Origin of the sequence: Cryobacterium flavum (assembly GCF_900103805.1) — a bacterium.
GTDB classification, from domain to species: domain Bacteria; phylum Actinomycetota; class Actinomycetes; order Actinomycetales; family Microbacteriaceae; genus Cryobacterium; species Cryobacterium flavum.
In genome coordinates, this window is sequence record NZ_FNIB01000007.1 from 283,497 (window position 1) to 297,794 (window position 14,298).

A 14,298-nucleotide genomic window follows, 5' to 3' on the forward strand; every position below is an offset into this window, starting at 1 on the left:
TGTGCCTGTGCCGCCCGCGGGCAGCGGATGCCGCGAGTCGCCCTAACGGGGCCGGCTGCGCGGCATCCGCCTCTCGTGGCACGTGTTTGAGAAGTTGGCACTGGTTTGAACACGTGCGGGCTTCCCCAACGAGTGCCACGAGCCCTCTCGTGAGTCAGGCGCGTGCCGTCGTCACCTGTCGCGTCTTGTGGGCGCTCGCGGCACACCCTTGTCCATCAGGAAGCGATAAAACGCCTGCGGCGAGAGCGCGAGCTTCCATCCCCACCGGTCGAAGCTGTTGACCTCCGGCCGTAGAACGCTCTCCCGGTCCTTTTCGTCGACGACAACCTGTACGGTGTCGCGACCGGCCATAACTGCCGCACGGGTGTACTTGATGTGGCCATCGAACTCGCCGATCTTGCGCACCCCTCGCCAGAAGTAGTCCACGTAGCAGGTGCGCCCGCCCACGTCGAAACGCACTTGCAATTCGGGAATCTCGAAGCCCAATTCCTCGAACCGCACGCGCCCGAGCGACTCGCCGGGGTTAGCTGAGAGCCCATCGGCAAATGCGATGGCCCTCTCGGCCGCCCGGTGCCCATTTCTCGGCTGCACCCCATCCAGCTCGGTCAGTAGCGTTGCATGAGTGATCGGTGGTGCCCCAACACTCCCGGACCGTTGGGCGGCGGCCATCCGGGCTGCTTCACAATGTAGAACGTGGTCGATCATCGTGACTCCGACTAGAAAGCTCGACGTCGCGGCCACATCGATCAGAGTGCGCGACAGGCTCGTTACTCGGATGCCGTCGATGATCACGGGGATGGGTCGACCGGCCCTCGGTGAGTCGTGAGGAGCCTCGAGCTGCTGCCACCGGCGGTGTCGGGATCGATGGCATGCACGCCCTGGGGCCACTGGCCAATCAGCGGCAGTCCGTGCAGTGCGGCGGCGGAATGGTGCGAATACATCAAGTCACGTTTGGCCTGGGCCGCTGTCGCCCGAACGAGGAGGCGGTATCGACCATCTGCACCGATCTCCTCCCAGCGCGGGCCGAGGACATACCACCCCCGTCGCACCCCCCGTCGCACCCGCACGAGCTCGCCGCGTTTGAGAAGTGAATCCACGGCATGGGAGTTCATGCCCGAGGCGCGCAGTGCCTCCGCCGGGATCAGACCATCGTGCAGGGCCTCACAGGTCTCAAAGATCTCGCGCATGTGGCCAGTGTGCCGCGGGCACGAGGGTGAGCCGTGACCTGGAGACGACCTGTGGAGTATTCGTGCCAAGGGGTGATGTGCAGGAGGTGCATCCGTTCCTCGTGGCACGTGTTGGGGAACGTGGCACTGGTTTGAACACGTGCGAGCTTCCTCAACACGGGCCACGAGCCGGGCGGGTGCCACGAGCCGACCGGGTGCCACGAGCCGTGCGCGGTGGGGTGCGGCGCAGCAAGCGGATGCGCCCCGACCCGCGCATGACGCCGCGCCCGGCGCGGAAACGGGGCCGCCAGGGCCGCGCTAGGTTTAACACATGGTTTTTTCGGTGGCAGTGGCGGGCGCGAGCGGGTATGCGGGCGGCGAACTGCTGCGGCTGCTCGCCGGACACCCCGAATTCGAGGTGCGCACGGTCACCGCGCACAGCAACGCCGGGCAGCGCTTGATCGACGTTCAACCCTCGCTGCGTTCCCTGGCCCACCTCACCCTGGTCGACACGACGCCGCAGAATCTCAGCGGCCACGACGTCGTCTTCGTCGCCCTGCCTCATGGCAAGTCCGGCGAGATCACCGCGCACCTCCCCGCCGAAACCCTCGTGGTGGACTGCGGCGCCGACCACCGCCTGGTGAATTCCGACGACTGGGCGGCCTTCTATGGCGGCGACTACTTTGGCGCCTGGACCTATGGTGTCCCGGAGTTGCCCATCGGCGCCGGCAAACAGCGCGACCGGCTCGTCGGCGCTCGCCGCATCGCCGCTCCCGGCTGCAACGCCAGCACCGTCGCCCTCGCCCTGGCCCCCGGAATCCACGCGGGCGTGATCGAAGCGCAGGACCTCGTGGCCGTGCTCGCCGTCGGCCCGAGCGGCGCCGGCAAGAGCCTTAAGCTGCCGAACCTCGCGGCCGAGATCCTGGGTTCAGCTAACCCGTACGCGGTCGGCGGCACGCACCGGCACATTCCGGAGATCGTGCAGTCGCTGCGCTGGGCCGCGGCGGCGGGCCCCGCCGACCCGACCAGCGCAGCATGCGCTTCGTCCCCCGACGCCACCATCTCTTTCACCCCGGTGATCGTGCCGATGTCCCGCGGAATCCTCGCCACGGCGACCGCTCGACTCGTGCCGGGAACGAGCGCCGCCGCCGTGCGCGCCGCCTGGGAGGACGCCTACGCCGACGAACCGTTCGTGCACCTGTTGCCCGACGGACATTTTCCGCGCACGGCCGACGTACTCGGCGCCAACACCGCACTGATCGGACTGGCCGTCGACGAAGCAGCCGGCCGGGTCGTCACCATCACCGCGATCGACAATCTCGTCAAGGGCACCGCCGGCGCTGCCATCCAATCCGCCAATATTGCCCTCGGTCTGACCGAAACACTCGGTTTGACCATGAATGGAGTTGCTCCGTGAGTGTTACCCTTCCCGCCGGTTTTGCTGCCGCCGGCGTCACTGCCGGCCTGAAGAAGTCCGGTGGGCTCGACCTCGCCCTCGTGCAGAACCTCGGCCCGCTGCAGAACGCCGCGACCGTGTTCACGAGCAACCGCTGCCAGGCCAACCCCGTCATCTGGAGCACCCAAGTCATGAGCGATGGCCAGGTCAGCGCGATCGTGCTCAACTCCGGCGGGGCCAACTGCTACACCGGCAGCATCGGCTTTCAGACCACGCACGCCACCGCCGAAGCGGTCGCGAAGCGGCTCGACCTCTCCTCCGGCGACGTTCTGGTCTGCTCCACCGGCCTGATCGGCGAGCAGCTCAACCTCGACCTCGTCACCGCGGGCGTCTGGGACGCGACCCTCGCCATCAAAACGGATGCCGCCACCACCCCTGCCGCCGGCCTCCTGGCCGCGCAGGCCATCATGACCACCGACACCCGGCCGAAGCAGGCCGCGCACATTTCCCCGGCCGGCTGGAGCATCGGCGCCATGGCCAAGGGGGCCGGTATGCTCGCGCCCGGTCTGGCCACCATGCTCGTCGTCATCACGACCGACGCCGTGCTCGACTCGGCCGAGCTCGACACTGCGCTGCACGCGGCCACGCGAGTGACCTTCAACCGCCTCGACTCGGACGGCTGCATGTCGACCAATGACACCGTGAGCCTGCTCTGCTCCGGGGCCAGCGGCGTTAGCGCCGACCTGGCCGAATTCACCGCAGCGCTCGTCGAGATCTGCCGCGACCTCACCCTTCAGCTGCAGGGCGACGCTGAGGGCGCCGCGCACGACGTGGCGATCACTGTCACCAACGCGGTCTCCGAAGACGAAGCCGTCATAGTGGCCCGCGCCGTCTCCCGCAGCAACCTGTTCAAGTCGGCCATCTTCGGCAACGACCCGAACTGGGGCCGCGTGCTCGCCGCAGCCGGAACCGTCCCGGTCAAGGACGCCGCCTTCGACCCGTACGGCATCGACGTCGCCATCAACGGTGTGCAGGTGTGTACCGCGGGGGAGCCCGACCAGCCGCGCGACCTCGTCGACCTCACGAAGCGCTCGGTCACCGTGCTGATCGACCTCCACGCGGGGGACGAAACGGCCACCCTGTGGACCAACGATCTCACCCACGACTACGTCGAAGAGAACAGCGCGTACTCGAGCTGACCATGACCGAGACACCCATAACCAAGCCCGACGAGACCAGCCAGGCCGAAGCATCCGTTAAAGCGGCAACGCTGATCGAAGCCTTGCCGTGGCTCAAACGCTTTCACGACCAGATCATCGTCGTGAAGTTCGGCGGTAATGCCATGGTGAGCGAAGACCTGCAGCGTGCCTTCGCCGAAGACATGGTCTACCTGCGCTACGCGGGCATCCGTCCGGTCGTCGTGCACGGCGGCGGCCCGCAGATTTCGGCCATGTTGAAACGCCTCGGCATCGAGAGCGAGTTTCGCGGCGGCTACCGGGTGACCACCCCAGAGGCGATGGACGTCGTGCGCATGGTGCTCACCGGCCAGATCAACCGCGACCTGGTCAGCCACATCAACCAGCACGGTCCGCTCGCCGCCGGGCTCAGCGGTGAGGACGCTGGTCTGTTTCGCGGACGGCGTCGTGGCGTCGTCATCGACGGCGTCGAGGTCGACCTCGGACTCGTCGGTGACGTCGTCGGCGTCGACCCCGAAGCCGTGCTCGCGCAGCTCGCGGCCGGCCGCATTCCGGTGGTGTCATCGATCGCCCCAGACGCGGATGTCCCGGGTCAATCCCTGAACGTCAACGCCGACGCTGCTGCTGCCGCACTCGCGATCGCCCTCGGCGCGGCCAAACTCGTGATTCTCACCGACGTTGCGGGGCTCTACCGCGACTGGCCGAACCGGGATTCGCTCGTATCGATCATCGACGTTCTCGAGCTGCGTGGCCTGCTGCCCGAGCTGGAATCGGGCATGATTCCCAAGATGACGGCCTGCCTCGACGCTGTCGACGGCGGAGTCGCCAAGGCCGCGATCATCGACGGGCGAGTGCCGCACTCGATCCTGCTCGAAATTTTCACTGGAAGCGGCATTGGCACGGAGGTAATACCCGCATGACCGACCAACCCTGGCAGAATCGGTTCGCCGATTCGATGATGCGCACGTTCAGCCCGCCACTGGCGATGCTCGTGCGCGGTGAAGGCTGCTACGTCTGGGACGAGTTGGGCACCCAGTACCTCGACTTTCTGGCCGGAATCGCCGTGAACTCGCTCGGTCACGCCCACCCCGAGGTCGTCGCGGCGGTCACGAAGCAGATCAGCACCATCAGCCACGTCTCCAACTATTTCGCCACGCCGCCGCAGATTGAACTGGCCGAACGCCTCAAGCGCATCACCGGCGCTGGCGACGAAGGTCGCGTCTACTTTTGCAACTCCGGCGCCGAAGCCAACGAGGCCGCGTTTAAACTGGCCCGGCTGAATAACACGGGCCATCGCAACCGCATCATCTCGCTGCACGACTCCTTTCACGGTCGCACCATGGGCGCACTCGCGCTCTCGGGCAAGCCACACATGCGGGAGGCGTTCGAACCGGTTCCCGGCGGGGTCGAACACATCGACAGCACGATCAAGGCCCTCGAAGCGACGATCGACAACACCGTCGCCGCCCTGTTCTTGGAACCGGTCAAGGGCGAGGCCGGCGTCATCGACTTGCCCGACGGCTTTCTCAAACGCGCCCGCGAACTCTGCACCGAACACGGCGTTCTGTTGATCATCGATGAGATCCAGACCGGCATCGCCCGCACCGGCGCTTGGTTCGCCTACAACCACGCTGAGATTCTTCCGGATGCCGTCACCATCGCCAAGGGGATGGGTGGCGGTGTTCCGATTGGTGCGCTGGTCACCTTCGGCTGGGCCTCCGACCTGTTTCGGCGAGGCCAGCACGGCTCGACCTTCGCCGGCAACCCGCTCGTCACCGCGACAGCAAACGCCGTGCTCGGCGTGATCGAACGCGACGACCTCGCCGCGAACGCCTTCCGGCGAGGCCAGCAGTTGCGCGAGATCATCCTCGGCTTCCACTCGCCGCTGATCGAGGAGGTTCGCGGACGCGGCCTGCTGCTCGGCGTCGGCCTGACCGAACCGGTCGCGTTGAAGCTCGGTGCGGCCGCCCTGGCCAACGGACTCATCGTGAACGCCGCCAACGAGACCAGCATTCGCATCGCCCCGCCGCTGATCGTGGGCGACGCCGAAATCGCCGACTTCCAAGTGCGGTTCGGGCGCGCCCTCGCCAGCCTCTAGGCTGGACGAATCCCACTTTGCGCCGGTTTTACGCCGGCGCGTGTGATTTTAAGACGGTGGAGCGGCATCCGCTCTGCAACTGAACAACGACAACCGAAAGTGACACCGTGACCCGCCATTTCCTGCGCGACGACGATATCTCCCCGGCCGAACAGGCCGAGATTCTCGATCTGGCCCTGGAGCTGAAGCGAGACCGATTCGCGGTGCGCCCGCTCGCTGGCCCGCAGACCGTCGCGGTCATTTTCGACAAGTCCTCCACCCGCACCCGGGTCTCCTTCGCCGTCGGCATCGCCGACCTCGGAGGCAGCCCGCTCATCATCAGCACCGCGAACAGCCAGCTCGGCGGCAAGGAAACCGCCTCCGACACCGCCCGCGTGCTCGAACGCCAGGTCGCCGCGATCGTCTGGCGCACCTACGGCCAGGCCGGGCTCGAAGAAATGGCGCTCGGCACCACGGTGCCCGTCGTCAACGCGCTCAGCGACGACTTCCACCCCTGCCAGCTGCTCGCCGACCTGCTCACGATTCGCGAACACCGTGGCGACCTGGCGGGCCAGACCCTCGCCTTTCTCGGCGACGGCGCCTGCAACATGGGCCAGTCCTACCTGCTCGCCGGTGCCACTGCCGGCATGCACGTGCGCATCGCCTCACCGGTCGGTTACACGCCGACCGACCAGGTGGTAGCGGATGCGACGGCCATCGCCGCCCGCACCGGCGGCTCGGTCGCCCTCTTCACCGACCCGCGTGAGGCTGTCGCGGGCGTCGATGTGGTCATCACCGACACCTGGGTGTCGATGGGCAAAGAAGAGGAGAAGGCCGCGCGGCTCGGCGACCTCGGTCAGTACCGGGTCGATGCCGAGCTCATGGGCCTGGCCAAGCCGGGCGCGCACTTCATGCACTGCCTGCCGGCCGACCGCGGCTACGAGGTCACCGCCGAGGTCATCGACGGCCCGCAGAGCATTATCTGGGACGAGGCGGAGAACCGCCTGCACGCCCAGAAGGCGCTGCTGGTCTGGCTGCTCGCGCAAAACGCCGCCTGACCGACCCCTCGCCTTTGGGACGGGGCCCAGGCCCCGTCCCGGGGCCCAGTTTATAAACTGGGCCCGTGGACGGGGCCTGGGCCCCGTCCGCAGTGCAGGCGGGCGACCGGGGGCCGCGGCGCAACACGTAAACTTTAGACAGATCAAGATTTAGGGAGAACCATGGCGGAACGCGTTGTACTCGCATACTCGGGCGGGCTGGATACCTCGGTCGGCATCGGCTGGCTCAAGGATGCCACCGGCAAAGAGGTCGTAGCCCTCGCCGTCGACGTCGGACAGGAGGGCGAAGACATGGACGTGATCCGTCAGCGCGCCCTGGACTGCGGAGCCGTCGAATCCATCGTCATCGACGCCAAGGACGAGTTCGCGAACGACTACATCGTGCCGACGCTCAAGGCGAACGCTCTGTACCAGAAGCGATACCCGCTGGTCTCCGCCATCAGCCGTCCGCTGATCGCCAAGTACCTCGCCTCCACCGCCATCGAACTCGGCGCCGACAGCGTCGCCCACGGCTGCACCGGCAAGGGCAACGACCAGGTTCGGTTCGAAGCGGCCGTCGCCGCCCTCGCCCCCGAGCTGACCTCGCTCGCCCCGGTGCGCGACTTCGAACTGACCCGCGACAAGGCCATCGAGTATGCCGCCAAGCACGACCTGCCCATCGCGCAGTCCAAGAAGAGCCCGTACTCCATCGACCAGAACGTCTGGGGTCGCGCCGTCGAAACCGGATTCCTCGAAGACCCGTGGAACGCGCCGATCGAAGACCTCTACACCTACACCCAGGACCCCTCGGTCACCCGCGCCCCGACCGAGGTTGTCATCTCCTTCGAGCAGGGCGTGCCCGTCGCTATTGACGGCAAGAAGGTCAGTCCGCTGCAGATGATCCAGCTCATGAACCGTCTCGCCGGTGACCAGGGTGTCGGCCGCATCGACATCGTCGAAGACCGTCTGGTCGGCATCAAGAGCCGTGAAATCTACGAAGCCCCCGCCGGAATAGCGCTCATCGCCGCGCACGAAGAACTCGAGAACATGACCCTCGAGCGTGACGTAGCCCGTTACAAGCGCGGCGTCGAGAGCAAATGGGCAGAACTCGTTTACGACGGACTCTGGTTCTCCGGCTTGAAGAAGAGCCTCGACGTGTTCATCGAGGACACGCAGAAATACGTGACCGGCGACATCCGCTTGAAAATGCACGCAGGCACCGCCGTCGTCACGGGACGCTCGAGCACGACCAGCCTGTACGACTTCAACCTCGCCACCTACGACACCGGCGACTCCTTCGACCAGACCATGGCCAAGGGATTCATCGAACTGTGGTCGCTGCCGAGCAAGGTCGCCGCACGCCGCGACGCCGCCGCGAAGTAGGGCCCGCGTGTCGAGTGAGAAAAACCGCGCCGGCCGAGCTGGCGCCCTCTGGGGTGGCCGTTTCGCCGGGGGACCGTCGCCGGAACTGGCGCGGCTGAGCAAGTCGACCCAGTTCGACTGGATGCTGGCGGAATACGACCTGCAGGGCAGCCGCGCGCATGCGCGGGCCCTCGCCGCCGCCGGATATCTCACCGACACCGAATTGACCCAGACGGTCGGCGCGCTCGAAGAACTCGAGCGCGCCGTCGTCGCCCGCGAATTTCTGCCAGCCGAAGCCGATGAAGACGTACACTCCGCTCTTGAACGTGGCCTGATCGACATCATCGGTGTCGAGGTGGGCGGCAAGCTGCGCGCCGGCCGCAGCCGGAACGACCAGGTCGCCACGCTCGTGCGCATGTGGCTGCGCGACCACGCCGCCATTCTCGCCTCGCTCGTGATCGAGCTCATCGACGCCCTCGCCGCACAGGCCGAAGCGCACGAGGACGCCATCATGCCCGGCCGCACCCACCTGCAGCACGCCCAACCTGTGCTGCTCGCCCACCACCTGCTCGCGCACTGCTGGCCGCTGGTGCGCGACCTCGACCGCTTCGCCGACTGGGGCCGGCGAGCGGATGCCTCGCCCTACGGGTCCGGCGCCCTCGCCGGCAACACCCTCGGTCTCGACGCGCACCTCGTTGCCACCGACCTGGGCTTCGCCGCCGTGGTCGAGAACTCCATCGACGGCACCGCAAGCCGCGACCTGGTCGCCGAATTCGCTTACATCACCGCGCAAATCGGCATTGACATGTCGCGGCTGGCCGAGGAGATCATTCTCTGGAACACCCGCGAATTCGGGTTCGTCACCCTCGACGACGCCTATTCCACCGGGTCCTCGATCATGCCGCAGAAGAAGAACCCCGACATCGCCGAGCTCGCTCGCGGCAAGTCGGGCCGCATGATCGGCAACCTCACCGGGCTGCTCACCACGCTCAAAGGACTGCCGCTCGCCTACAACCGCGACCTGCAGGAAGACAAAGAGCCGGTCTTCGACTCGATCACCACTCTCGAGGTGCTGCTGCCCGCCTTCACCGGCATGGTTGCGACTCTGACCTTTCACACCGAGCGGATGGCCGAGCTCGCACCGCAGGGCTTCTCCCTCGCCACCGATGTCGCCGAATGGCTGGTCAAACGCCACGTTTCGTTCCGTGACGCGCACGAAATCACCGGTTCCCTGGTGAAGTTCGCCGAGACCAACGGACTCGACCTGCACGAGGTCGATGACGCCGCACTACTGGCGATCTCACCGCACCTCATTCCCGAGGTGCGCGACGTTCTCACCATCCGTGGATCCGTCGACAGCCGCGACGGCGCCGGCGGCACCGCCCCGGTGCGAGTCGCCGAGCAGCGCGCCCACCTCGTGGCCCGCGTACGCGACCTGACGGCCGCGCTCAGCCGGTAGTAGTGACGTTCGCGCCGGGCCTGCTGGAGCGACCCGCACTCGAGGTCGCCCCGCTGTTGCTCGGCGCGGTAGCGACCCGTGGGGCGGTCTCCGTACGCATCACCGAGGTTGAGGCCTACCTCGGCGAGAGCGACCCCGGTTCGCACGCCTTTCGCGGTCGCACACCCCGCACGCAAACCATGTTCGGCCCGCCCGGGCATCTCTACGCCTATTTCAGCTACGGCATGCACGTCTGCGCCAACGTTGTCTGCTCGCCGGACGGTGAGGCATCGGCCGTACTCCTGCGCGGCGGCGAGGTCGTCGCGGGAATCGACGAGGCCCGCAGTCGACGCCTGACGTCGAAAACGGATGCTGACCTCGCGCGCGGCCCGGCCCGGCTGACCAAGGCCCTCGGCATTGTGCTCGGCGATGACGGCGCCGATCTGGCTGTGGCACCGTTCGACCTTGAGGTGCCGGCCCGCCGCGCCGATTTCGCCACCGGGCCGCGTACCGGGGTGAGCGGTCTCGGTGGGGAGTCGAGTACCGTGGCGCTTCTGGGTGCCGGGGGAGGCATCCGTTTCGCCGTATCGGCGATCGACCCGGCAGGCGCGTCGCTAGACCAGCGCCATCGGCACCAGGGCAGCGCAGCCGCAGGCCCAGATGAGGCTCGACAGGGTGCCGATGATGAACCGCTCACGCGATTCGGCTGCGGCCAGCTCGGTGAACCGGCCGACACCCTTGATGGCGACGACGATGGCGATGGCCTCGGGAAAGCCGGCCAGGATCGCGCCGGCCACGGCCAGACGTTCCAGGATGCCGATGGTCACGCCGCCCCGCAGCACCTCGTGAGTCTCCGGGTCGCTGACCCCGGCCAAGGTCGGGGCCGGTTTGCCGGCGTTCAGCACCATGATTCCGCCGTGCTGGCCGGGCGGTACCGAGTTGTTGGTGGCCAGATCGAGGGCGAGCACGGCGACCGGGCCGCCACCGATCACGGCGAGGGCCAGCGCGAGCATTCCGAGCACGATACCGAACGCGCTGGGGCCGGGGCCCATCGGGACCGCGGCGAGCACGAGGGCCAGGGCGAGTGTGGCCATGGCAGCGATCGCGTAGAGCTGGCGGTGCAGTTTGAAGGCGATCGCGGCGCAGGTGAGCGAGGCCAGGGTGACCAGGATCAGGGCGACCCAGTACAGGAACGTGAGAACGTTGAAAGTCATAGGGTTTCCGATTCGTTCGCGTCGTGGTCGAGTTGCTCTAGCAGCCTAACCAACGCCGGTCGGGCTGCCTGCTCGACCCGGTACTGCGCTGCCTTGAGTCGCTGGCTCACGGCCCCAGTCGTGATTCCAAGCTCGGCAGCAATATCGGTCTGGGCCAGCCCGCTTTCGAAGAGGTCGCCGGCTTCCCAGCCCTGGGGGGTACGGCGTTGACGCAGCAGCAACAGCATGGTGACGAGTGCCTCGATGCCCGGGGCGGCTGCATCAGCTGGACTGACCTCGAGCGCAAAGTGCGCCTCGGTTCGCTTCGCGCGCACCACGGCATCGCGGGCCGCGATGAACGCACCGCCGGTGGCCTGCCGGGTAGACGCCGGCAGGGGAGTGCGCACGCTTCCCACACCGAGCCCGACGCTCCAGTGGCCGGACCGATGGAGCGCGAGAATCGTGGAGAGAGTCGGCCGCGCCGCCGACACAAGCAGCTGAATCTCATCGCCGGCGGTCTGGTCGGGCGGCAGGCTGAAGGCATCCGGATTCTGCGCCAGGAGTCGGGCGATCATCTCCCGCGCACGATCGTGATCGTTGCGGCTGTCGATCTGGTCAGCGGTGATGACAAACATGGCTCAGGCTCCGTCCTGCATTCAGTCTAATTAAGCCCACAGGCTAAATCAAGTCCAGTATAGGCTTTAGGCTGAATTGTCACGCGAGGAGAGTGGATGCTGCCGCCGATTCGGTGAGGCGGCCCCGGCTGGTAATCTGAACGCGTGTCAGACCCCACCATCCTTGCCCAGCAGACCAATGATCTCTCCTTCGATTCCGTGTGGGAGGAGATCAACTGGCGCGGCCTCGTGCACGTCTCCACCGACGAAACCGAGCTCAAAGCGCTGCTCGATGGTGACCCGATCACCTACTACTGCGGATTCGACCCGACCGCGGCGAGCCTGCACCTCGGCAACCTGGTGCAGCTGCTGCTGATGCGGCGTCTGCAACTGGCGGGGCATCATCCGCTCGGCCTGGTCGGCGGTTCCACCGGACTCATCGGCGACCCGCGCCCCACCGCCGAGCGCACGCTGACTCCCACCGACACCGTGGCAGAGTGGGTGGGCTACCTGCAGGCGCAGGTCTCCCGGTTCCTGAGTTCCGAGGGCGAGAATGCCGTCACGCTCGTGAACAACCTGGACTGGACCGCGCCCTTGAGCGCGATCGACTTTCTGCGCGAAATCGGCAAGTACTACCGCGTGGGCACCATGCTCAAAAAGGATGCCGTCAGCGCGCGTCTCAATTCCGACGCCGGCATCAGCTACACCGAGTTCAGCTACCAAATTCTGCAGGGCCTGGACTACCTCGAACTGTTCCGCAGCTACGGCTGCGTGCTGCAGACCGGTGGCAGCGACCAGTGGGGCAACCTCACCAGCGGAACCGATCTCATCCGTCGCGCCGAAAGCGGCACCGTGCACGCCATCGGCACCCCGCTCATCACCAACAGCGACGGCACCAAGTTCGGTAAGAGCGAGGGCAACGCGGTCTGGCTCGACCCGAACCTCACGAGCCCCTACGCCTTCTACCAGTTTTGGCTCAACACCGATGATGCCGACGTGGTCTTTCGGCTCAAGGTGTTCACGTTTCTCTCACGTAGTGAGATCGAGCGATTCGCCGAACTCGTCGAAACCGAACCGTTCCGCCGAGAAGCGCAGCGCCGGCTCGCGCTCGAGGTGACCAGCCTCGTGCACGGCCAGGCGGCGACGGATGCTGCCATCCACGCCGCCGAGGCCCTGTTCGGCCAGGGTGACCTGGCCGAGCTCGACCCGGACACTCTGGAGGCCGCCCTGCGCGAACTTCCGCACACCACGACGGCGCCGCACGCGACCGTGCTGCAATTGCTCGTCGACACCGAGCTGTCGAAGAGCATCGGTGACGCCCGGCGTGCGGTTCAGCAGGGTGGGGTGTACCTGAACAATGCGAAGGTCACCAGTGTCGACCTGACCATTGAGGGATCGGTGCTTCCCGGGGGAGTAGCGGTGCTGCGCCGCGGCAAGAAGACGCTCGCGGGTATTTTCGTCGAGTAGCCACCTCGACGGCTCCGTTGCAGGGGGGCGACAGATGCGGATGGCAAGATGTCGACGTGGAAACTCTTCGAACCGAACGCCTGCTGCTGCGCCCCTGGACCCTCGATGACACCGACTTCGTCTTCGGTCTGTATTCGCTGTGGTCCGTGCAACAACACATCGGGCTGAATCCACGGGTGATGACCGACCGCGCCGAGGCGATCGCGGTGATCAACCGCTGGCAGGGAATGGAACATCCCATTCATGCCATTCGAGCGGTGACGGATGCCGACACCGGCGAGATCTTCGGCAACCTATTGCTCAAGTCCATTCCGGCGTCGAGTCCGGTGACGCCGCTCGTGCCGTCGGGGGATACCGAGATCGGCTGGCACTTTCACCCGAACGCGTGGCACCACGGCTACGCGACTGAAGCGGCATCCGCTGTGTTGGCCGAAGGCTGGAAGACGGGACTCGACCGGGTGGTGGCGGTGACCACGCCCAGCAACCGGCCGTCGCAGCGGGTGTGCCTTCGTATCGGCATGACGCATAAGGGCAGGACCGACCAGTACTACAACTCGGTGAGCGAACTCTTCCTGGCGTTCGCCCCCGAGCCCTAGCCTCCGCGCTTCCCTGCTTTCGGACGGGGCCCAGGCCCCGTCCGTGGGCCCAGTTTATAAACTGGGCCCACGGCTAGAAGGTGGGCCCGGACGCGCCGGGAGGCCCGCCAGGGGCATTTCGGACGTGTTTCGAGCGGATGACCGCCCCCGACACGCCCGGGATGTAGCAGTGAGTTGCGGGGTATCAGGATTCACCGTAATGTCATCTAAGTCACCCCACAGGTTCGGAAAAAGCCAAGCGCTTCCGGCCTCAAGCGGGACCAATCCCAAGTCAAAATAGCCCGAAATTTTTCGCGTGACAGTGACTTGATGAAGTTCACACGAAGTCGATTCAATTTGACTCGTGCTGGGCGACAAGAAATAAGAGTAGTACTCCAGTGCAATGGTCTTCGTGGCCGGCGGCTGGGTGTGTCCGATCCTTGAGAACTCAACAGCGTGCACAATGTCAAATGCCAAAAACCTCGTGGTTGTCGGCCCGTTTCTAGCGGGTTGCAGCCGGGAGATTCCTTTGGAAATAATATTGAACAAGTCCTAACTTCGGTTGGGCAACTAAACAAAGCAAGTCAGTAATGATTTGTTCTTGTCAGTTTCAAACTTGCATCTTTTCGGCCTATTCCGGCTGTGGGGTGCACTAGATGGGCACTGAACTTTCGGGTTTGGGAGCTATTCAAACATTTACGGAGAGTTTGATCCTGGCTCAGGACGAACGCTGGCGGCGTGCTTAACACATGCAAGTCGAACGGTGAAGAGGAGCTT

General features: G+C 65.9%; 13 protein-coding genes, 1 rRNA gene and 1 pseudogene. 11 read left to right on the forward strand and 4 right to left on the reverse strand.

The window, feature by feature from the left end; translation table 11 throughout:
• Positions 1-171: 171 nt before the first annotated feature.
• Together BLS91_RS12455 and BLS91_RS12460 are read right to left on the reverse strand one after the other, a co-directional pair.
• A complete protein-coding gene (locus BLS91_RS12455) occupies positions 172-792 on the reverse strand; it encodes a hypothetical protein (RefSeq protein WP_092341072.1) in 621 nt (206 codons plus the stop codon).
• Positions 789-1,187, reverse strand: coding sequence for a hypothetical protein (locus tag BLS91_RS12460; protein WP_092341073.1), 399 nt, complete (start codon positions 1,185-1,187; stop codon positions 789-791). The genes BLS91_RS12455 and BLS91_RS12460 overlap by 4 nt, the downstream gene beginning before the upstream one ends.
• A gap of 310 nt (positions 1,188-1,497) precedes the next feature.
• Here BLS91_RS12460 and argC point away from each other — a divergent pair, with 310 nt between their 5' ends.
• The 8 genes and pseudogenes from argC (at position 1,498) to BLS91_RS12500 (ending at position 10,290) form a co-directional block, all read left to right on the forward strand.
• On the forward strand, positions 1,498-2,583 hold the full coding sequence (gene argC, locus BLS91_RS12465) for an N-acetyl-gamma-glutamyl-phosphate reductase (RefSeq protein WP_092341074.1): 1,086 nt from the start codon (positions 1,498-1,500) through the stop codon (positions 2,581-2,583).
• Positions 2,580-3,761 carry a bifunctional glutamate N-acetyltransferase/amino-acid acetyltransferase ArgJ gene (gene argJ, locus BLS91_RS12470; RefSeq protein ID WP_092341075.1) on the forward strand — a complete coding sequence of 394 codons (1,182 nt, stop codon included), beginning with the start codon at positions 2,580-2,582 and terminating at the stop codon, positions 3,759-3,761. The genes argC and argJ overlap by 4 nt, the downstream gene beginning before the upstream one ends.
• A 2-nt stretch (positions 3,762-3,763) precedes the next feature.
• Positions 3,764-4,678, forward strand: a complete 915-nt coding sequence (argB, locus tag BLS91_RS12475; protein ID WP_092341076.1) for an acetylglutamate kinase — start codon at positions 3,764-3,766, stop codon at positions 4,676-4,678.
• Positions 4,675-5,856, forward strand: a complete 1,182-nt coding sequence (locus tag BLS91_RS12480) for an acetylornithine transaminase (RefSeq protein ID WP_092341077.1) — start codon at positions 4,675-4,677, stop codon at positions 5,854-5,856. Before argB ends, BLS91_RS12480 begins: the two co-directional genes overlap by 4 nt.
• Positions 5,857-5,963: 107 nt before the next feature.
• Complete coding sequence (argF, locus tag BLS91_RS12485) at positions 5,964-6,893, forward strand: ornithine carbamoyltransferase (protein WP_092341078.1); 930 nt, start codon at positions 5,964-5,966, stop codon at positions 6,891-6,893.
• A 162-nt stretch (positions 6,894-7,055) separates the two neighbouring features.
• Positions 7,056-8,255, forward strand: coding sequence for an argininosuccinate synthase (locus BLS91_RS12490; protein ID WP_092341079.1), 1,200 nt, complete (start codon positions 7,056-7,058; stop codon positions 8,253-8,255).
• 7 nt (positions 8,256-8,262) lie between these two features.
• The gene (argH, locus tag BLS91_RS12495; protein WP_092341080.1) at positions 8,263-9,693 is read left to right on the forward strand and encodes an argininosuccinate lyase; all 1,431 of its coding nucleotides are present in this window, start codon (positions 8,263-8,265) and stop codon (positions 9,691-9,693) included.
• Positions 9,694-9,695: 2 nt separating this feature from the next.
• A pseudogene (locus BLS91_RS12500) lies at positions 9,696-10,290 on the forward strand (DNA-3-methyladenine glycosylase).
• Here the strand turns inward: BLS91_RS12500 and BLS91_RS12505 are convergent.
• Together BLS91_RS12505 and BLS91_RS12510 are read right to left on the reverse strand one after the other, a co-directional pair.
• Positions 10,287-10,886, reverse strand: coding sequence for a hypothetical protein (locus tag BLS91_RS12505; RefSeq protein WP_092341081.1), 600 nt, complete (start codon positions 10,884-10,886; stop codon positions 10,287-10,289). The pseudogene BLS91_RS12500 and the gene BLS91_RS12505 overlap by 4 nt on opposite strands.
• On the reverse strand, positions 10,883-11,500 hold the full coding sequence (locus BLS91_RS12510; RefSeq protein ID WP_092341082.1) for a hypothetical protein: 618 nt from the start codon (positions 11,498-11,500) through the stop codon (positions 10,883-10,885). The genes BLS91_RS12505 and BLS91_RS12510 overlap by 4 nt, the downstream gene beginning before the upstream one ends.
• Positions 11,501-11,644: 144 nt before the next feature.
• Between BLS91_RS12510 and tyrS the strand changes: the two genes are divergently transcribed.
• The 3 genes from tyrS to BLS91_RS12525 form a co-directional block, all read left to right on the forward strand.
• Positions 11,645-12,946: a tyrosine--tRNA ligase gene (gene tyrS, locus BLS91_RS12515; RefSeq protein ID WP_092341083.1), complete on the forward strand. Its 1,302-nt coding sequence runs from the start codon at positions 11,645-11,647 to the stop codon at positions 12,944-12,946.
• A 56-nt stretch (positions 12,947-13,002) separates the two neighbouring features.
• A complete protein-coding gene (locus tag BLS91_RS12520) occupies positions 13,003-13,542 on the forward strand; it encodes a GNAT family N-acetyltransferase (RefSeq protein ID WP_092341084.1) in 540 nt (179 codons plus the stop codon).
• Between the two features lie 674 nt (positions 13,543-14,216).
• Positions 14,217-14,298: ribosomal RNA gene (locus BLS91_RS12525) — 16S ribosomal RNA — on the forward strand; the annotation flags it as partial.